Annotated in this window: 19 protein-coding genes; 7 read left to right on the top strand and 12 right to left on the bottom strand. The window is 46.3% G+C overall.

Annotation, left to right across the window (positions count from 1 at the left end; all coding sequences use genetic code 11):
• Positions 1–117 precede the first annotated feature (117 nt).
• The 4 genes from NQ544_RS07705 (at position 118) to menB (ending at position 4,556) form a co-directional block, all read left to right on the top strand.
• On the top strand, positions 118–564 hold the full coding sequence (locus NQ544_RS07705) for a PaaI family thioesterase (protein WP_006847215.1): 447 nt from the start codon (positions 118–120) through the stop codon (positions 562–564).
• Positions 561–1,739, top strand: a complete 1,179-nt coding sequence (locus NQ544_RS07700) for a chorismate-binding protein (protein ID WP_006847216.1) — start codon at positions 561–563, stop codon at positions 1,737–1,739. The genes NQ544_RS07705 and NQ544_RS07700 overlap by 4 nt, the downstream gene beginning before the upstream one ends.
• Before the next feature lie 107 nt (positions 1,740–1,846).
• Positions 1,847–3,655 carry a 2-succinyl-5-enolpyruvyl-6-hydroxy-3-cyclohexene-1-carboxylic-acid synthase gene (gene menD, locus NQ544_RS07695; RefSeq protein ID WP_006847217.1) on the top strand — a complete coding sequence of 603 codons (1,809 nt, stop codon included), beginning with the start codon at positions 1,847–1,849 and terminating at the stop codon, positions 3,653–3,655.
• Between the two features lie 79 nt (positions 3,656–3,734).
• Entirely contained in the window at positions 3,735–4,556 is an 822-nt protein-coding gene (gene menB, locus NQ544_RS07690; RefSeq protein ID WP_006847218.1) for a 1,4-dihydroxy-2-naphthoyl-CoA synthase, read from the top strand.
• Positions 4,557–4,628: 72 nt separating this feature from the next.
• On the opposite strand, the gene queF is transcribed toward menB, so the two are convergent.
• The 3 genes from queF to NQ544_RS07675 form a co-directional block, all read right to left on the bottom strand.
• Positions 4,629–5,084 (bottom strand): preQ(1) synthase, encoded by a 456-nt coding sequence (queF, locus tag NQ544_RS07685; RefSeq protein ID WP_006847219.1) that lies wholly within the window; start codon positions 5,082–5,084, stop codon positions 4,629–4,631.
• Between the two features lie 40 nt (positions 5,085–5,124).
• Complete coding sequence (locus NQ544_RS07680; RefSeq protein WP_006847220.1) at positions 5,125–5,817, bottom strand: queuosine precursor transporter; 693 nt, start codon at positions 5,815–5,817, stop codon at positions 5,125–5,127.
• Between the two features lie 338 nt (positions 5,818–6,155).
• A complete protein-coding gene (locus tag NQ544_RS07675; protein ID WP_006847221.1) occupies positions 6,156–8,402 on the bottom strand; it encodes an inorganic phosphate transporter in 2,247 nt (748 codons plus the stop codon).
• A gap of 245 nt (positions 8,403–8,647) precedes the next feature.
• On the opposite strand from NQ544_RS07675, the gene NQ544_RS07670 reads away from it, so the two are divergent.
• Positions 8,648–9,346, top strand: a complete 699-nt coding sequence (locus NQ544_RS07670) for an HAD family hydrolase (RefSeq protein WP_040552872.1) — start codon at positions 8,648–8,650, stop codon at positions 9,344–9,346.
• A 193-nt stretch (positions 9,347–9,539) separates the two neighbouring features.
• Here the strand turns inward: NQ544_RS07670 and NQ544_RS07665 are convergent, their stop codons facing one another.
• Positions 9,540–9,716: a hypothetical protein gene (locus tag NQ544_RS07665; RefSeq protein ID WP_153134126.1), complete on the bottom strand. Its 177-nt coding sequence runs from the start codon at positions 9,714–9,716 to the stop codon at positions 9,540–9,542.
• Between the two features lie 6 nt (positions 9,717–9,722).
• Here NQ544_RS07665 and NQ544_RS07660 point away from each other — a divergent pair, with 6 nt between their 5' ends.
• Together NQ544_RS07660 and NQ544_RS07655 are read left to right on the top strand one after the other, a co-directional pair.
• Positions 9,723–10,631 (top strand): Abi family protein, encoded by a 909-nt coding sequence (locus tag NQ544_RS07660; RefSeq protein WP_006847224.1) that lies wholly within the window; start codon positions 9,723–9,725, stop codon positions 10,629–10,631.
• 671 nt (positions 10,632–11,302) lie between these two features.
• Positions 11,303–11,479, top strand: coding sequence for a hypothetical protein (locus NQ544_RS07655; RefSeq protein WP_006847226.1), 177 nt, complete (start codon positions 11,303–11,305; stop codon positions 11,477–11,479).
• On the opposite strand, the gene miaA is transcribed toward NQ544_RS07655, so the two are convergent.
• The 8 genes from miaA to NQ544_RS07615 all read right to left on the bottom strand — a co-directional run bounded on the left by miaA (position 11,460) and on the right by NQ544_RS07615 (position 19,702).
• Positions 11,460–12,359 carry a tRNA (adenosine(37)-N6)-dimethylallyltransferase MiaA gene (gene miaA, locus NQ544_RS07650; RefSeq protein ID WP_006847227.1) on the bottom strand — a complete coding sequence of 300 codons (900 nt, stop codon included), beginning with the start codon at positions 12,357–12,359 and terminating at the stop codon, positions 11,460–11,462. The genes NQ544_RS07655 and miaA overlap by 20 nt on opposite strands.
• A gap of 91 nt (positions 12,360–12,450) precedes the next feature.
• Positions 12,451–13,221: an acyl-ACP--UDP-N-acetylglucosamine O-acyltransferase gene (lpxA, locus tag NQ544_RS07645; protein ID WP_006847229.1), complete on the bottom strand. Its 771-nt coding sequence runs from the start codon at positions 13,219–13,221 to the stop codon at positions 12,451–12,453.
• A gap of 105 nt (positions 13,222–13,326) precedes the next feature.
• Positions 13,327–14,709 carry a bifunctional UDP-3-O-[3-hydroxymyristoyl] N-acetylglucosamine deacetylase/3-hydroxyacyl-ACP dehydratase gene (locus NQ544_RS07640; RefSeq protein ID WP_006847230.1) on the bottom strand — a complete coding sequence of 461 codons (1,383 nt, stop codon included), beginning with the start codon at positions 14,707–14,709 and terminating at the stop codon, positions 13,327–13,329.
• A 100-nt stretch (positions 14,710–14,809) separates the two neighbouring features.
• Entirely contained in the window at positions 14,810–15,841 is a 1,032-nt protein-coding gene (gene lpxD / locus NQ544_RS07635; RefSeq protein WP_006847231.1) for a UDP-3-O-(3-hydroxymyristoyl)glucosamine N-acyltransferase, read from the bottom strand.
• 202 nt (positions 15,842–16,043) lie between these two features.
• Entirely contained in the window at positions 16,044–16,886 is an 843-nt protein-coding gene (gene pyrF, locus NQ544_RS07630; protein ID WP_006847232.1) for an orotidine-5'-phosphate decarboxylase, read from the bottom strand.
• Positions 16,887–16,941: 55 nt separating this feature from the next.
• On the bottom strand, positions 16,942–18,051 hold the full coding sequence (gene prfA / locus NQ544_RS07625; RefSeq protein WP_006847233.1) for a peptide chain release factor 1: 1,110 nt from the start codon (positions 18,049–18,051) through the stop codon (positions 16,942–16,944).
• Positions 18,052–18,081: 30 nt separating this feature from the next.
• Positions 18,082–18,483 carry a GxxExxY protein gene (locus NQ544_RS07620; RefSeq protein ID WP_006847234.1) on the bottom strand — a complete coding sequence of 134 codons (402 nt, stop codon included), beginning with the start codon at positions 18,481–18,483 and terminating at the stop codon, positions 18,082–18,084.
• 70 nt (positions 18,484–18,553) lie between these two features.
• The gene (locus NQ544_RS07615; RefSeq protein WP_006847235.1) at positions 18,554–19,702 is read right to left on the bottom strand and encodes an AIR synthase-related protein; all 1,149 of its coding nucleotides are present in this window, start codon (positions 19,700–19,702) and stop codon (positions 18,554–18,556) included.
• Between the last annotated feature and the right edge of the window lie 8 nt (positions 19,703–19,710).

Here is a 19,710-nt window from a genome sequence, read left to right as displayed (position 1 = left end):
TTTTCTCTAAAGAAAGTCTTACCTTTGCGTTGAGTTTATCAGAAACATACTTTGGAGCGAAGAGGAAACGAATAGCTCTGAATCAATAACAAAATACGAAAAATAGAAGATCATAAGATGAACATAGATGAATTAGTAAAAAGAATCAGCAAGACTGATGGATTATCCAAGACCCTCGGAATGCATTTCATTTCTACCCCTGAGCCTGATACGCTTCAGGCAACGATGATGGTAGATGAGCGTAATCGCCAACCTTTCGGCTTCTTGAGTGGAGGAGCTTCTCTGGCTCTTGCCGAGAATGTGGCGGGTATCGGTTCCCTGGCGCTCTGTCCGGGACAGATTGCCGTGGGTATCAACGTGAGCGGTACTCATGTTCAGGCGGTCAGCGAGGGCGATATAGTTACTGCCTTTGCCAAGATTGTGCACAAGGGCAGAACCTTGCATACCTGGCAGGTGGATATCAAGAATACGGCTGGTGAGGTAATCTGTACTGTACAGGTAACCAACTATGTGTTCACTCCAAAGAAAGACAATCAGAAAAAGGGGGCAGAAACAAAGGTATGATAGCTTTTGCGTATTATCGTCTGCCTTATCTGCACCATGCTACCTATGTGGCTCAACATGAGGGAGAACCTGAGGTACTCTCTTCTGTGGCAGAACTGAATGGCAAGGAAGGTTTCGTGATAGCTCCTTTCGCGCCATCCAGCGAATGTCCCGTGGTGTTAATGCATCCGGATGAAAGCAAACTTCTCTCTGCCGAGGGGACTGAAAATGCATCGCGATGCGGCACTTCCTACGTCGTGACGCAGCAGAAATTACGTCGTGACGTAGCAGAATCTACGTCGGGACGTAATTTTAAAGCCTATGCAAGGGAGTTTGAATGCTTTCACCGGCAGATCTCTGAAGGTAAATTCAGCAAGATTGTTCTGGCAAGAAAACTGCGTATTCTGAGTCATCGGCAGCCTTTAGAATCTGTCCAGACTTCAGCAGTGCAAGATGCCGGCAAGACTTCAGCTGTGCAGAATACAGCCAATGCTTCAGTTGTGCAGGATGCAGACTCTTTAAAGGCTCTGTTTCTGAAGACCTGCCGGATGTATCCCCGTCTTTTTGTAGCCTTGGTTTATACACCCCAATCGGGTTTATGGCTGATGGCTACACCTGAAATTCTGCTTAAAGGTGAACAGAATCAGATGGCAACCATGTCGCTGGCAGGCACCCAAAAGGCTGAACCTTCCAAGACCGTAGCCGATTATCCGGTAGAAGGGATAGAATGGTCGGAGAAGAACAGAGAGGAACAGCAGTATGTAACCGATTATATCGAGGATTGCATCAAGGTCTTTTCGGATGATTATCAGAAGAAGGGACCTTATACCACGATGGCTGCCAATCTCTATCATCTCCGTACAGACATTGCTTTCCGTCTGCATGATACGGGGCGTCTGGGCGATGTGCTCGATGCCTTATATCCTACGCCTGCCGTCTGCGGAATACCGAAGGATGAAGCTCGCCGGTTTATCCTGCAGCATGAACATCAGTCGCGCAAATACTACAGTGGTTTTGTGGGACCGATTTCGCCGAAAGGAAAGACGCATCTCTATGTTTCCCTGCGCTGCATGAACATTCTGGATGACGGCTCCTGCGAACTCTATGCAGGAGGCGGATTGCTGAAGGAGAGCGAGATGGAGAAGGAGTGGAAGGAAACTGAAGCTAAGATGCAGACCATCCTGTCGGTCCTGTAAAGGTCTTGCAGAGAAATGATAGGGATTCATTCTGATTTTATAATGCTAAAAGACAAAGGGTCTTCAAGAATCTGAAAACATAAAAATAACCTAAAAAATAAGGTGAAATGTATAGCAATAAAGAAAACGTCAATATTTTGACAAGTTTACTGGTAGCGCATGGTGTTCGCCATGCTGTAGTGTGTCCGGGCAGCAGAAATGCAGCCATAGTTCATAATCTCAACGAGTGTGAAGACATCACTTGCTATCCTGTAACCGACGAACGTAGCGCCGGCTTCCAAGCTCTTGGACTTTCTATGGCTGAAGGTTATCAGCCTGTCGTAGTGTGTGTGACTTCGGGTTCTGCATTGCTCAATCTTTATCCGGCAGTAGCTGAGGCTTATTATCAGCAAATCCCGCTCATAGTGATTTCTGCCGACAGACCGGCACAGTGGATTAACCAGCTGGATGGTCAGACGCTTCCTCAGCCTGATGCTTTGGGGCAGATGGTAAGAAAAGCGGTATCTCTGCCAGAAGTGTTCGAAGGTGAGCAGCAGGAAGAGATGCATTGGTATTGCAACCGGCTGGTCAACGAAGCGCTGTTGAAAAGCATGGGGCGGGTAAAGGGACCTGTACACATCAATGTACCTATCTCTGAGCCTTTCTATTCGTTTACGAAAGAAGCTTTGCCCGTAGAGCGCAAGATAGAGGTTGCTTACTGCAGGGAAAATATTGACACATTTGAAGAGACCCCTTTTGAATGTGTGTTAAAAGCCAAACGTCCATTGGTGGTAATAGGCCAGTTGGACAATACCGAAAAATATGTAGACTTGTTGGCTTATATTGACCGGATGCCTATATTATGGGAATCTCTGGCAATGCCACCTTATCTATATAAGGTTCAGGAAGAACTGGGAGAAGATTGGAATAAAACCACCTTGTATGGCGCTTTCGAGAATTTGCTGGATGAAATAAAGGACGATGAAAGATTCCGTCCTGACCTGGTGGTTTATATAGGTGGACATATTGTGAGCAAGAAGCTGAAATCTTATCTGCGTTCGCTTAAAGGAGTTGAGCAGATAAGAATCTCGCAAGAGACTGATATCGAAGATACGTTCATGCATCTTACTAAAGTGATGGATTTGCCAAACAGTGATGCTATGTCATGGTTGGATAATTTTGGCTGGCACAACCACTGGGAGGATTATCGCAAATTGTGGATGGATGCGTTGGCTAAAAGCTATGAACGCAAAGAGAACTTCAAGCCTGAGTTCAGCAGTCTGGCTACCGTAAAGGAATTCTTCAGCCAGCTTCAGAAGGTTGAGCCTCAGGATTTCAAAGCGTTCACCTTAGGCGGTAAAGATGCTCAGGACGATGGTATCTATGACCGCAAATTCGATACTTTCCTTCCTGGTATGATGAGCAGCGTCTTCTCGGGCAACAGTTCTGCCATCCGGTTGATGAATCAGTATGCCGACCGCCATGTTTACTGCAATCGTGGAGTGAACGGTATAGAAGGTTCTCTTTCTACGGCTGTTGGCTTCTCGATGTGCAAGAATGGGGCTGATAAGCATGTATACTGCGTTCTCGGCGACCTGAGTTTCTTCTATGACCAGAATGCGCTCTGGAATAGAAATCTGAACGGCAAGCTCCGTATCATCGTGCTCAATAATGGTGGCGGTGCCATCTTTGGCAAGTTCCAGGGATTAAAGGCGAGTCAGGCTCGTGAAGAAATGATAATGGCAAAGCATCATGCAACGGCTGAAGGAATCTGTAGTCAGAATGACATAAAATATTTCGCAGCTCATACAAAGGAAGAGATGGAACAGGGCATCAGCCAATTGATTCATGCCGAGAGCGAGCGCCCGATGCTTCTGGAGGTTTTCACAGATATGGATGTAGATAATGAGATGCTGGAAGCCGTTCAGAAGTGCTGATAGAGGACCTGTAAGGAACTATAGCTGATAGTTCTGTCAAAAGAATAAGATAAATAGTAATCATAAAGTTCAAAGTAAAATGAGAGAATGGAAGAAGATAGAAGGTTTTGATTTCAAGGAAATCATCTTCGAGGAGTATAATCATATCGCTAAGATTACCATCAACCGTGAGCGCTACCGTAATGCCTTCACGCCGTTGACCACTTGGGAGATGGCGCAGGCATTCAACTATTGCCGCGACTGTCTGGATATCCGTGTGGTCATTCTGACGGGTGCCGGCGATAAGGCATTCTGTGCAGGTGGCGACATGCATGTGAAGGGCCGAGGCGGTTATGTAGGTAATGACGGTGTACCTCGCCTGAATGTGCTCGATGTACAGATGCAGATTCGTCGTTTGCCAAAGCCGGTTATCGCTATGGTGAATGGTTATGCCATCGGTGGCGGTCATGTGCTTCATGTGATGTGCGACCTGACCATCGCTTCAGAGAATGCCATCTTTGGACAGACTGGTCCTAAGGTAGGAAGCTTCGATGCCGGTTTCGGTTCTTCTTATTTGGCAAGAATGGTGGGTCAGAAGAAGGCTCGTGAAATTTGGTTCCTCTGCAAGCAGTATTCTGCCAAGGAGGCTGAACAGATGGGAATGGTGAACAAGGTGGTGCCTCTCGAAAAGTTGGAAGATACCTGTGTAGAGTGGGCTGAAATCATGATGGAGCGTTCGCCTCTGGCACTCCGTATGATCAAGGCTGGCTTGAATGCCGAACTGGATGGTCAGGCTGGTATTCAGGAGTTGGCTGGCGATGCCACGATGCTCTATTATACGATGGATGAGGCTCAGGAAGGTGGCAAGGCGTTCCTTGAGAAGCGCAAGCCTCGCTTCGAGGATTATCCTCAGTTCCCATAATTTCATCAGCAATAAACAATAAAAAACCTCGGAAGAAAAGCAATCTGCCAATCTTCCGAGGTTTCTTGTTTTTTATTCGTGAGTAGCGAATCTCTGCTCTGCCAGTTTCTCGTATTTGGTGCCTGGCTTGCCATAGTTGGCATACGGCCAGATACTGATGCCGCCACGAGGAGTAAAGATGCCTGTTACCTCAATGTATTTAGGGTCCATCAGTTTGATGAGATCCTTCATGATGATGTTTACGCAGTCTTCATGGAAATCGCCATGATTGCGGAAACTGAAGAGATAAAGTTTCAGACTCTTGCTCTCTACCATCTTTACGTCAGGAATATAGCTGATGCGAATCTCTGCGAAATCTGGCTGACCCGTAATAGGGCAGAGCGATGTAAACTCAGGGCAGTTGAAACGTACCCAGTAATCATTGCCAGGATGCTTGTTCACGAAAGTTTCGAGCACCTCTGGCGCATAATCCATTCTATATGTAGTCTTGGCACCTAATGCCTGAAGACCGTCTTCTTTTCTATCCACGCTTGGTAATGTTTTAATGTTTGATATTTACTGATGTCTTTTAGCCGAGGCTGAAGATCTTGAATACATTGTAGGAGATGTTATTGTCGTATACATCTTCACCTTCATGCTTCTTCACGTATTTCACTACACGGATGGTCAGAGGCAATACCACAATCTCGTAGGCAGTCTTCAGTATTACCTGCCAGAGCATGAGCCAAGGCAATTCTGATGCAGGCACCACACCGCCCAGGGCAAGTGGGAAGAAGATAAGGCTGTCGCAACTCTCACCTGCAATGGTACTGAGGATGGCACGGGCAGAGAAATGCTTGCCACCATCGCGGATTTTCATTACGCTCATTACATAGGCATTGGCAAATGAACCGATGATGAAGGCTACGAAAGAGGCTGCTGCAATGCGGGGTGCCAGACCGAAGATGGCATGAAAACCGGCATCGTTGGTCCAATAAGGTGCTGCTGGAATCACATCGCAGATAGCACCCAGTGCCACGAAGAAGAAGTTCATCGCAAAGCCGGTCCATATCAACAGACGCGCTTTCTGATAGCCCCATACTTCACATACCACATCGTTGATGATGTAGCTTACAGGGAATACGATGAGTCCACCGGTAAGGGAAACTGGCCCGAAGGCGATTTGCTTTGTTTCGAGTACGTTTGCTGCAATCAGGCAAACGCAGAAGAGGATGCTGAAAAGCATAAACAGCACGCTCACTTGAGTTTTTTTCTTGTCCATTTTCTTGTTTTTTACGAGGTTTACCAAGCACTCGGGTTATTGAATATGATGATTCTTTTCAGAAATCGGCTGCAAAATTACAACATTTCTTCTTAATAGCCAAATATATGGGCAAAAAAATGGCTCCAAATACTAATCACTAGCACTTGGAGCCCTTATCTAACTAAAAACCTAAAACTTTTTTCTAAAAACTAAACCTAACAATCTTAACCTATGAGAAACTAACCTTTTCAGATTATATTGTGATAGCGAAATAATATTCTTGTTATCCGCTGTCATCTGTCATCAAGCAACAGATATACCAAAAAGTAGTTTCGTGACAAGATGTCAGTGAATTTTTACTTTTCCATAAACTTCTTTGCAGCTCTTAACTGATGTCTCATCACACTCAGGAATTCCTGACTCTCCTGCAGTACGTTGAGATAAACCAGAGAAATCTGCATCAGCGTATTGTCAGTCATGTGCTGGATGCGGTCGATATGCTTCTTGCGGAGAACTGAAAGCTCGTCTTTGCAGGCATCTGCCTCGGCAAGAATCTCGCGATAGCTGTCATATCTGCCGGTCTCTATCAGTTCGCAGCTCATGCGCATCAGGTCGTTGATCTTCTGGCGTACAGGAGCAAACTCCTTGATGTATTCAGCAGGAAGCGGATTGAAGTTGTTGTCAACATGTTCCTTGATTGGTTCGAGCATACGGCGCAGAGAGTAGATAAATTGCTGGTTGCTGTTGGCACCCAGATGGAACCAGGTGTTGCGCTCGATGGCAATCTCGATAGGCGATTTCTTCAAACCGAGCATTTCCTGACGGCGGAACTTCTTCAGCATATCCTGTTCCTTCTTCAGATCCTTGTTGGCATGACGAAGGTTGCGGGTATTCTCGTTAGTAAGACCATCCATAATCTGGTTGAACTCGTTCAGGGCAAAGTGGCAGACGTAAGACTGGGTGCGTGAAACCTGACGGCGAAGCAAATCCCATACAATCTCTGGGTCGCGGGAACGCATCATCAGCTGGAAGGTACTACTCTTGCCCTCTTCCTTAGCCTTCTTGTTATACTTGATGTTGCTGCGGATGAGCAGGTAGATAACCAACCCCATGAAGCAAGCCTGGATGCCCACACCACCGAAGTGCATGATGATACAAACAATGGCACAGGCTGCGAAAGCTACACCGGCTGTGATGAACCAACCACCGATTACACTCAATACACCTGTTACACGGAATACGGCACTCTCGCGGCTCCATGCTCTATCAGCAAGTGAAGAACCCATAGCTACCATGAAGGTAACGTAGGTGGTAGAGAGAGGCAACTTCAGGTTGGTACCGATGGTGATCAGCATGGAAGCAAGTACCAGGTTAACGGCTGCACGAACCACGTCGAAAGCAGCACTCTCCTCGAGTTCAACATTATTCTTGTCGAAACGGCTGTTGATCCAGTTCATCAGCGCCTTTGGCATAAACTGCTTCAACCATGAATCTGTAGCCTGGCAGTTGCGTACAATCACGCGGGCTGCAGAAGAACTGCCGAACATCTCATCGCCCTCATCCTGACGGCTCAAGTCAACAGAAGTCTTGATTACGTTCTGTGCTTTCTTGGATGTCGCCATGGCGATAATCATCACGGCACCGGCAGCAAGCAGGAAGCCAGGAGTGGTCTTGGCGCTCTCCATCAATGAAGTCATCATAAACTGGTCTGGCGCTGCACCGTTGGCATTTGCCATATAGTCCTGATAAGAAGAAAGACCAGCCAGAGGCACACCGATGAAGTTCACCAGGTCGTTACCAGCGAAAGCCATAGCCAGGGCGAAAGTACCCATCAGCACCGTAAACTTGAAGATGTTGACACGGCAGAGGTGCAGGAATTCCATCACAACAGCAGACACCACGAAGGTGATGCAGATGAGGAAACCGAGATTCTGGTCGATGTAATCGCGCACCTCAGCAGGCAGGTAAGGACTCTTGCCCAAACCCTTCATGAAGATGAAGTAAGAGAGGGCTGTAAAGGCGATACCGCCGAAGATAGCGATGCTGTAGCGGCTGTGCTTGCGGTAGTTGAAGGTGAAAACGATACGTGAAAGCCACATTACAAAGGCACCGAATACGAAGGCGATGATGACAGATGAGAAGATACCCATGATTACCTCCAAAGCCTTGTTGCTGTTGAGCAATACGCCATAGTTGAGGCTGTCGTCGCCATACATCTTCAATGTAGCGAGGATGAAAGCACCACCCAGCAACTCAAATACCAGAGAGACGGTAGTAGATGTCGGCATACCTAAGGTATTGAACACATCCAGGACGATAATGTCAGTCACCATGACCGCCAGGAAGAGCGTCATTACCTCTTCGAATGTAAAGTGGTCAGGACTCATGATACCATGGCGGGCGATATCCATCATTCCCGATGACATGATGGCTCCGAGAACCACACCGCAGGATGCGATAATCAGCACCGTGCGAAATTTAGCCACCTTAGCTCCGATGGCAGATTGCAGGAAGTTGACAGCATCGTTGCTGACTCCTACGAAGAGATCGAACACTGCTAAACAGAGCAGGAAGATCACAATACATAAATAAATTGTACCCATTATTATCTTAATGTTATTTGTTATTATTTACTTTGTGGGGGACATTTCTTTTCCTTATTTGCGGGAGTTATCCATTTTCTCCTTCTTTTCGGCTGCAAAAGTACGTAGGAAATATTACAGGCTATTTAAACAGATGTTACATTCTTGTTAAAAACGATTTTTCTTCTGTTTTTCTGAAAGAAAGTAGTATCTTTGCAGTCAGAACGCCTATATATAATAAGGTGTAAAACATAACAAACATGAAAATGGATAGATTTAAAGATATCAAGGCGATAGCTTTCGATGCCGATGATACGCTCTGGGCATTACAAAACTATTTCGAGGACGTGGAGCATGAGTATTGCGAGCTGCTTGCGGAATATGGAAAGGAAAAGGATATTTCTGCTGCTCTCTTCGAGACGGAGAGTAAAAATATGGCTGATTTGGGTTATGGTTGCAAGGCTTTCACCATATCCCTGGTAGAGAATGCCGTGAAGGTAAGTAAGGGTAAGGTGGAGGCGAATGTCATCGCCCAAATTGTGGACTTGGGTAAGAGTCTCCTGCATCTTGATGCCAAGCCTTTGGAAGGGGTAGAGAAAACCTTGGCTTGTTTCCGTGAGATGAAGAAATATAAGCTGGCAGTCTTCACCAAGGGTGAGTTGATGGATCAGGAGAATAAGTTGTGGCGTTCGGGTCTGCAGCGGTATTTTGATGTGGTGACTATCGTGAGCGACAAGACGCCCAAGGCTTATCATCGTCTCTGCAGGGAACTGGATGTAACTTCCGACGAGCTGGTGATGGTGGGTAACAGTTTCAAGAGTGATATTGCTCCGGCATTAAAAATCGGAGCTTCGGCTGTCCATATCCCTTTTCATACCACATGGGCGCATGAAAAGACAGAGGAATTTGAACATCCCAAGCTCCGTCGTATTTCAAGATTCGAGGAACTTCTCGATATCTTATAACTCGATATTTTATAAGGGTCTAAAAAAAACTTATAAAATACTCATATAATACTTTTATTCTTCTCCTTCTTCATCTTTCAGTGATACCAAAGTCTCAACGAATGGACTGTGCCGAATGCCTCATCCTTCGGCACCTTCTTCAAGAAGCATACCGGATTATCGCCAAAGAATTACCGCATGGGGGCGGAGTAGCTTAATTTGTAAATGCTTTATACTTTTCTGCATGCGAAATTAAAATTTCTCCCCAAAAAATTGCTGGTTTCGAAGAATCTTCGTACCTTTGCAGCACCAGTACCCGCCAAGCCTCTCGACAATACTCAAATGTGCGGGTCGTTTTATTTTTTATACATTTTGAACCTTCTAAACTCATTCCTTTATGAATAGTCTTATCCCATTTCAAAAGGAATACCAACATGCAGATGCTCTTGTTCAATTACTCTTGTCAAGAGGACTTGCTATTGATAATCCCGGTAAAGCAGAACAGTACCTAAAGACGATAAATTATTATCGCCTTTCAGCATATATGTATCCATTGCTTTTAGTTCCCAAGTCAGAGCATCGGTTCAAGACAGATGCAAGTTTCCGACAGGTCATGATGTTGTATCGTTTTGACAAGAAGCTTCGTCTGTTTATGTTTAATGAAATCGAGAAAATCGAGATAGCCGTTCGTACAGCTATCGTTGATGAGTGTACATCAGCGTTTGGAGATAGCTTCTGGATGACGAATGCTTCTTATTTTATAGATTCAAATAAGTTTCTGAAGACTTTGGTTTTGCTAAAACATGAAGTAGAAAAGTCTCGTGAAGAATTTATTGCGCATTTTAAGCAAACGTATTCTGATCCATATCCACCAGCTTGGATACTGGCAGAACTCATTCCTTTGGGTGTAATGGTAAACATCTTTAATAATCTCAAGAATGCGCAAGTAAAAAAGCGGATAGCTTTACGTTTTGGATTGCAATTAAAGGTGTTTAATTCATGGATGACAATTATAACTTTAACAAGAAATTCTTGCTGTCATCATGCAAGAGTATGGAATAAGCAGAATACAATGTTGCCTATGGTTCCACATCGAACCACCCATGCTTGGATAATATTACCTTCCAATCCTTTGCGAGTTTATTATAATCTTTGTATCATTAAGTATTTCTTGGATACAATTTCGCCCAATAATGATATGGGGAAGAAGTTACGTGATTTGTTATCGGCTTTCCCTCTTGTTGATCCTGCACCAATGGGATTTCCTGAGGGTTGGGAGAACGAGGAATTGTGGAAAATCGGGTAAAGTTAAGCAAAAGATTAAAATTTATCCCCAAAAATTTGCTGGTTTCGAAAAATCTTCGTACCTTTGCAGCACTAGTACCCGCCAAGCCTCTCAACGATGCTCAAATGTGCGGGTCGTTTTATTTTTATACATTTCCCTTGCTGAGATTCTCGTATTTTCAAACGATTCTTATTTCTTTGTGAATATTGAAAATATGGGAGAAAAAGGTAAGATGTTGATAATCAGTTAATTATTGTTTTGTAGATGAATGGCGTCAAAATAGAAATTCTATAGTTGTACGACTATAACCCCTATAGTTGTACAACTATAACTCTACAGTTGTACGACTATAGCCTATATAGTCGTACGACTACAACTTTATAGTTGTACAACTATAGGGTATTCGCTTAATTAGAAACAAAAAATAGAGAATTCGAGATGCCCAAAACTCCCTATTTTCGTTGCTAGATTCCAAGTTTACCAGTATGCAAAATTTGGTTATAAATATTGACAGAAATACCCTTTTTGGCAGGGGAAGATTACTTCTGCTCTAAATGAAATAGGCTTCAATGGCGAATGAAGCTTATTTCAATCGCACATGAAGCCTGTTTCGATAGCGCATGAAGCTTATTTCATTTTTACCTCCAATTATTTAGAATTCTGCATCAAACAAGACGCTGATTTTATAAGGTATGAAGAAAATCATCAAAGAACACGAGCATTTTGAAAAGTTCATGGGCTATAAAGCACCAGAATTCAAATCTGATTCAGGAGAATTCCATGTAATATTATGGAATCTCAACTATATTTCTAACAACAAAAATGAATATGCTATCGGGCGATTTACGCTTATATCTCTTCATCGATAAATCGGATGATTTCATCTTGCTGGTCGGGATGGAACCATTGGATAGTGGTATCCCGCTTAAACCAGGTGAGCTGCTTGCGCATGTATTCACGGCTATGCGACTGTATCTGGCGGATGGCTTCATCCTTATCTATCTCGCCATCGAAATAGGCAAACATTTCCTTGTAGCCCACGGTTCTCAAGGCAGTGAGGCCCTTCTGTGGGTATACGCTGCGTGCTTCTGCCTCCAGACCTTCGTCCATCATCATCAGTACACGCTGGTTGATGCGGTCGTAGAGTTCAGCTCTGTCGCGGTTCAGACCTATCTTGATGATGCGGAAAGGGCGCTGCTTCTTTTCGGCTGTGCGGAAAGAAGTATAAGTCTTGCCGGTCTGATGACAGATTTCCAGGGCATGAACCACGCGGCGTGGATTCTTCCTGTCTACTATCGCCCAGTGCTCCGGATCCATCTTGTGGAGTTCTTCTACCAGTGCCTCCAGCCCTTCCTCTTCCAGACGCTGTTTCATCCAAGTGCGGATGTCGTCACGAACAGTAGGGATGTCGTCGATTCCTTTGCATACAGCATCGATATACATCATGCTGCCGCCTGTAAGCAGCGCCACATCGTGATTCTTGAAGATGTCTTCCTGCAGGAGATTCATCACATCAGCCTCATATTGGGCAGCGCTGTAATAATCTTCGATGTGGTGGTTTCCTACGAAATAATGCTTTACCCGCTGCTGCTGTTCGGCAGTAGGGGCTGCGGTTCCTATAGGGAGTTCGGCGAAAATCTGGCGGGAGTCGGCATTGATAATTGGTATAGCGAGATGCTCTGCCAGTGAAAGGCAAAGCTCCGTTTTACCTACACCGGTAGGACCTAAGACCACAATCAATGTTTTCATATATCATTCTTTATATTCAAGAAAAAAGCATCCTTGCTCGTTTCATAAACCTATGCAAGGATGCTCTTTTTACTTTTTTACCCTTTTACTTTTATCGGATAATGCCTCGCTGAGAACTCTCTACGAAGTCGATAATATACTGAATCTCCTTGGTAACCTCAAGATTCTTCTTGATTTCCTCGATACCTTCTTTCAATACACCCTTGCTGTAGAGCAGGCGGTAAGCCTCGTGGATGTTCTGGATGGTCTCATTGCTGAAACCGCGACGGCGCAGACCGATGAGGTTGATGCTGCAGTAGCGGGTTGGCTCCTTGCCGGCAATGATGTATGGAGGAATATCCTGAGAGAAACGGCAACCGCCCTGGATCATCACGTAACCTGCGATATGGCAGAACTGGTGAACGAGAACGTTGGCGCTGACGATGGCGTTGTCGTCTACTACCACCTCACCGGCAAACTTGGTAGAGTTGCCGATAATCAAGCCGCTGCCGAGCTCGCAGTCGTGAGCCACGTGAACGGTCTCCATCAGGAGGTTGTTGCTGCCTACTACGGTCTTGCCCTTAGAGGCTGTACCACGAGAGATAGTAACGTTCTCACGGATGCTGTTGTTATCGCCAACCTCGCATGTTGTCTGCTCGCCCTTGAACTTCAAATCCTGAGGCTTGGTAGAGATGCTGGCGCCTGGGAAAAATTCATTATTGTTGCCGATGCGAGCGCCCACGTGAATGGTAACGCTGTTCTGCAATACGTTGTTATCGCCCAAAACGGTGTCCTTGTCGATATAGCAGAAAGGACCGATAATGTTGTTGTCACCGAGTTTTGCCTCTGGATGAACAAACGCTAATGGACTAATCTGATTCATTCCTATTAAGTTTAAAGTTTATAATTTATAGTTTATAGCCTGAACCACCTAAGCAATCTTGCTAAACGGCGCAGCCGCTATAAACTATTAACTATTAACTGATTTTTACTTGTTCTTAACAATCTGTGCAGTGAAAGTAGCCTCTGCCACCACCTGGTCGCCTACGAACATATAGCCCTTCATAGAACTGATGCCATGGCGTACAGGTGCGAGCAGTTCTACACGGAAGAGGAGGGTATCGCCCGGAACCACCTTCTTGCGGAACTTCACATCATCGAGCTTCATGAAGTAAGTACTCCAGCGCTCAGGCTCTTCCAACTGGTTCAATACGAGCAGACCGCCACACTGTGCCATCGCCTCTACCTGGAGAACGCCTGGCATTACTGGCTCTTCAGGGAAGTGACCGGTGAAGAAAGGCTCGTTGCTGGTTACATTCTTTACGCCCACGATGCTGTTAGGACCCATAGCAATGACCTTATCGACCAGCTGCATAGGGTAGCGGTGAGGCAGGAGCTGACGGATGCGGATATTATCCATGATTGGCTCCTCGTTAGGATCGTAGATAGGAGCCTGAATCTCGTGCTTGCGAATCTCCTTGCGCATGAGGCGGGCGAACTTGTTGTTTACGGTATGGCCAGGACGGGTAGCGATGATGCGACCCTTGATAGGCTTGCCGATGAGTGCCATATCGCCGATGATATCGAGCAGCTTATGACGTGTACACTCGTTCTCCCACTGCAATGGACGGTGCTGGATGTAACCCAACTTGTTGGCATCCATGTGAGGCACCTTGAGATGGTCGGCGAGCTGGTCGAGCTGAGCCTGTTCTACCTGGCGCTCGTAGATAACGATGGCATTGTCCAGGTCACCACCCTTAATGAGGTTAGCCTGGAGCAGAGGCATGATGTCGCGTACGAAAACGAAGGTACGGGCTGATGCAATCTCCTCTGCGTATGTCTCCATCTTTTCGAGGGTAGCAAACTGGCTGTTGATGAATTTGCTCTCGAAAGAACACATGGCTGTGATGCTGAAGTCCTCGTCAGGAAGGATGGTGATGACAGACCCATTATCATCTTTCACCTCAATCTTATGACGGATGATGTAGTAGTCTTTCTCAGCATTCTGCTCCTGGATGCCTATGCTCTGGATCTTCTCTACATACGGAGCTGCAGAACCGTCGAGGATAGGGAACTCAGGACCGTTTACCTGAATGAGACAGTTGTCGATGCCGAGGGCATAGAGTGCTGACATACCATGCTCGATGGTAGAAACGCGGATATCGCCCTTACCGAGTACGGTACCGCGCTGTGTTTCAACAACGTTCTCAGCTACAGCCTGGATAACAGGCTCGCCTTCGAGGTCGATGCGCTGTATTTTATAACCGGTGTTCTCTGGTGCAGGATTGAAAGTTACGGTGAGGCTCAAGCCTGTATGCAAACCCTTTCCGCAAAGAGAGAAACTACCTTTCAGTGTCTTCTGTTTTGACATAACGATTTATTTTAATGTTAGGTGTTAAATGTTAAGTGTTAACTTGTTGGGGCATTCGCTCATTTAACATTTAACACTTCACATTTAACATTGAAAAAAATTACTTTTTCTTTAATTCTTCAATCTGCTTCTTCAGGTCGTTGAGTTCCTTGTACATGTCAGGCAAACGACGGAAGATAGCCTGAGACTTGAAGTAAGCGCGCTGCTCCATAGGAGGAGTTCCGATGAGCTGCTGGCCGCTCTTGAGGCTGCCCGGAACACCACTCTGGGCACCGAGGAACACCTTGTCGCCGATAGTGATGTGGCCGGCAATACCCACCTGACCGCCAAACATACACCATTCGCCTACCTTTGTACTGCCTGCTACACCTACCTGAGAAGACATCACGGTGTTGGCGCCGATGTCGGTATTGTGGGCAATCTGTACGAGGTTGTCGAGCTTTACGCCCTTGCGAACATAGGTAGAACCCATTGTAGAACGGTCTACACAAGTGTTGGCACCAATCTCTACATCGTCTTCGATGGTAACGATACCAATCTGAGGAATCTTGTCGTAACCTTCAGGACCTGGAGCGAATCCGAATCCGTCGGCACCGATTACACAACCGGCATGAAGCGTAACGTTATTGCCTAATTTACAGCCGTGATATACGGTAACGTTCGGATAGATGAGTGCATTCTTACCAATCTTTACACCCTCTCCGATGTAGGCATGAGGATAAATCTGGCTACCTTCGCCTACCTCTGCACCCTCGCTGATATATGCGAAAGCACCTACATATACGCCTTCAGCCACCTTAGCCTTTAGAGATACGAAAGCCAGCGGATCGATGCCGGTCTTCTTAGGCTTCATGGATTCGTACATCTGCAGGAGCTTAGCCACACACTCGTATGCATTCTTCACACGGATGAGGGTTGTGCTGACAGGGTGTTCCAATTCTACGTTCTCATCAATGAGTACGATGCTTGACTTGGTTTCGTAAACATAATGAGTGTATTTAGGGTTAGAAAGGAACGAGATAGCGCCTTCCTTACCTTCTTCGATTTTTGCGAAGGTGTTGACTGTTGCGTTCTCATCACCTTCCACACGGCCCTGAACGAACTGGGCTATTTGTTGAGCGGTAAATTCCATAATTTATCTGACTTCTAGTTGGTTTTATTTAGGTTCCCAAGGCATCATTACCTTTAGGTAACCGCAATTTGTTTGCAAAAATAGCAAAAAAGATTTAGATTCTCGACTTTATTTTGTAATATTTTGCTTTTTCGCCCCATAAAAAGGTATTTTTTAGGCGCAAAGCCTCTTTTTCAAGATACTTTGCGCCTAAATCGAGTTTTTATAACTTAGCAAGTTCTGCTGCCATTTCAGCCTGCAACTCCTTAGCTTTCTGACCTGCTACCTCAGCAAAGTCATCGCCGTTGCTGGCATAGATGATGCCGCGGGAAGAGTTGACGAGCAAGCCGCAGTCCTTGATGATGCCATACTTGCAAACCTCCTGCAGGCTGCCACCCTGTGCACCTACGCCCGGTACGAGGAGGAAGTGGTTAGGAGCCACCTTGCGGATGTCTTCGAACATCTTGCCCTGTGTAGCGCCTACTACATACATCATGTTCTCATCGTTGCCCCATTCCTGGCTCTTCTTGAGAACCTTCTCGAAGAGACGCTCGCCCTCCTTATCCTCGGTGAGCTGGAAGTCGTGGCTACCCTTGTTGCTGGTCAGTGCCAGGAGGATAACCCACTTGCCGTCATACTCGAGGAATGGCTTGACAGAATCCTCACCCATATAAGGAGCTACGGTTACTGAGTCGATATTGTACTCCTCGAAGAATGTCTGGGCATACATCTTGCTGGTGTTGCCGATATCACCGCGCTTGGCATCAGCGATGATGAAGTGGTTTGGATAGTGGCTGTGGAGATACTTGATGGTGTTTTCGAAGGCAATCATGCCATCGATTCCGCGGCTCTCATAGAAAGCCAGGTTTGGCTTGTAAGCCACACAGTATGGGGCTGTTGCGTCGATGATAGCCTTGTTGAATCTGAATATCATTTCGGCTTCTGCGCCCTGGATGTCTTCACTCTCGGTGATGCACTTAGGCAACTTGTTGATATCTGTGTCAAGACCTACGCACAAGAAACTCTTCTTGGCGAAAATCTGCTCTACGAGTTCTTTTCTGTTCATAATGGATTGATATGATGATTCATCGCCCCGAAGTACGGAACGATGAATCGGGGTTTTACAATTCTGTTTCTTTCAGTTTTTCTGCGTTCTCGGCTACGGTCAGGGCATCAATCATGTCCTGAATATCACCTGCCAGGAAACCGTTGAGATCGTGAGTGGTGTAACCGATACGGTGGTCGGTAACACGGCCCTGCGGGAAGTTGTAGGTACGGATCTTCGCACTACGGTCGCCGGTAGAAACGAGGCTCTTGCGGCGGCTGGCGATATCGTCAACATACTTCTGGTGCTCACGGTCGTGGATGAATGTATAGAGGCGGCTCAAGGCACGCTCCTTGTTCTTTGGCTGGTCACGAGTTTCGGTACACTCGATGAGGATTTCCTCAACCTCGCCTGTGTTAGGGTTTTTCCAAGGGTAGCGGAGACGTACACCAGACTCCACCTTGTTCACGTTCTGACCACCGGCACCTGAACTTCGGAAGGTATCCCACTTGATGTCTCCTTCGTTGATGTTCACCTCAAACTTGTCTGCCTCTGGCAATACGGCCACGGTAGCAGCTGAGGTGTGCATACGGCCCTGTGTTTCAGTAGCAGGCACACGCTGAACACGGTGAACACCTGATTCGTACTTCAATGTACCGTAAACGTCAGTACCGCTTACAGCGAAGTCGATTTCCTTATATCCACCTACTGCGCCTTCAGAAACAGAAGTCACGCTGACGGTCCATCCCTTCGATTCGCAGTATTTCTTATACATATTAAATAGGTCGCCTGCAAAGAGGGCAGCCTCGTCGCCTCCGGCACCGCCTCGGATTTCCATCTGTACGTTCTTGGCGTCTTCTGGGTCCTTAGGTACCAGCGCAATCTTGATTTCTTCTTCGAGTTTAGGCTGCAGCGCCTCGTTCTCGTTGAGTTCTTCGCGAGCCATCTCCTTCATTTCCGGATCGCTCTCGTTGGCAAGGATGTCCTTTGCCTCCTTGATGCTGTTCAGGCAGTTGATGTATCGCTTGCGTGCGTCCATGATGTCACCCAGGTCTTTCCATTCCTTGGTGAGCTTCACGTAGCGTGGCTGGTCGGCGATGACATCTGGGTCGGTAATGAGGGTGCTTACTTCCTCGTATCGGCTCTCTAAGCCTTCTAGCTTCTGTAATATGTTGTTATTATCCATCGAATTATTTTTTGGCACGGATTACACGGATTACACGGATTTTTCCTTGTGTTGTGTTCCCTTGCGCTCGTTTGTAAATATCTTTCTTTTTACTTGTAAGGATAGGCCGAAATTGATGAGCAATCCTACTTCTGCCTGGCAGGCAGAGAGATAGTTTACTAACTGCCATTCATGTTCGGGGTGCAAATCTTTAACGGCTTTTAATTCAATGATCACCTTGTCTTCTACGACCATGTCGGGAATGTAGTGACCAACGCATTCACCTTTGTAAAAAACATCTAAGTGTTTTTGGCACTCACACTTCAAACCACGTGATTTCAATTCTTTATACAGAGCATTTCCATATACAGCCTCTAGAAAACCAAATCCTAAGACTTTGTGTACTTCTTGAGCTGCACCAATTATCTGTTTAGTTAAATCTTCTTCCAGCATAACAATACTATAAATTAAGAAATGAAAGAATAAAAATCCGTGTAATCCGTGTAATCCGTGCCTAAAACAATTAGTATTCGAATGTTCCGAATTCGCTCTTGATGGTCAGGCTGCGCTTGCCTTCTTCGATGTGACCCACAATCTGGGCATCGATGTTGAAGCTCTTGCTGATGGCGATAACCTTTTCGGCAACCTCAGGACGTACGTAGATCTCCATGCGGTGACCCATGTTGAATACCTGATACATTTCCTTCCAGTCGGTCTCTGAGCAGTCGTGGATCGCCTTGAAGAGTGGAGGTACTGGGAACATGTTGTCCTTCACTACCTTGCAGTTCTCGCCTACGAAGTGAAGAACCTTGGTCTGGGCACCACCGGTGCAGTGAACCATACCGTGAACCTCTGGGCGGAGCTCGTCGAGAATCTTCTTGATGACAGGAGCGTAGGTACGGGTAGGAGAGAGTACCAGTTCTCCGGCATTGATAGGTGAACCCTCTACCTCATCAGTCAACTTATACTTACCGCTGTAAACCAACTCGTCTGGCACGGCGTGGTCGTAGCTCTCAGGATAGTTCTCTGCGAGATACTTGGCGAATACATCGTGGCGGGCTGAAGTCAAACCGTTGCTGCCCATACCGCCGTTATACTTCTTCTCGTAAGTAGCCTGACCTGTAGAAGAAAGACCTACGATGACATCGCCTGGACGGATGTTGGCATTGTTGATGACGTCGCTGCGCTTCATGCGGCAGGTAACAGTAGAGTCAACGATGATAGTACGAACCAGGTCGCCTACGTCAGCAGTCTCACCGCCGGTAGGATAGATGCCGATACCCATCTCACGCATCTCGTGGAGCAGGTCGTCAGTACCGTTGATGATAGCTGAGATTACCTCGCCTGGGATGAGCATCTTGTTGCGTCCGATGGTAGAGCTTACGAGGATGTTGTCTACGGCGCCTACGCAGAGCAGGTCGTCGGTATTCATCACGATAGCATCTTGAGCGATACCTTTCCATACAGAGAGGTCGCCCGTCTCCTTCCAGTACATGTAAGCCAAGCTCGACTTGGTACCTGCACCGTCGGCATGCATAATGTTACAATACTCTGGGTCGCCGCCCAAGATATCAGGTATGATCTTGCAGAAAGCCTGTGGGAAGATACCCTTGTCGATGTTCTTGATAGCGTTGTGAACATCTTCCTTTGCTGCGCTAACACCGCGCATCATATATCTAT

The sequence above is a fragment of the Segatella copri DSM 18205 genome (assembly GCF_025151535.1).
Taxonomy (GTDB): Bacteria; Bacteroidota; Bacteroidia; order Bacteroidales; family Bacteroidaceae; genus Prevotella; species Prevotella copri.
The sequence above is the reverse complement of the archived record's forward strand: the minus strand, read 5'-3'. Positions and strand labels throughout refer to the sequence as shown.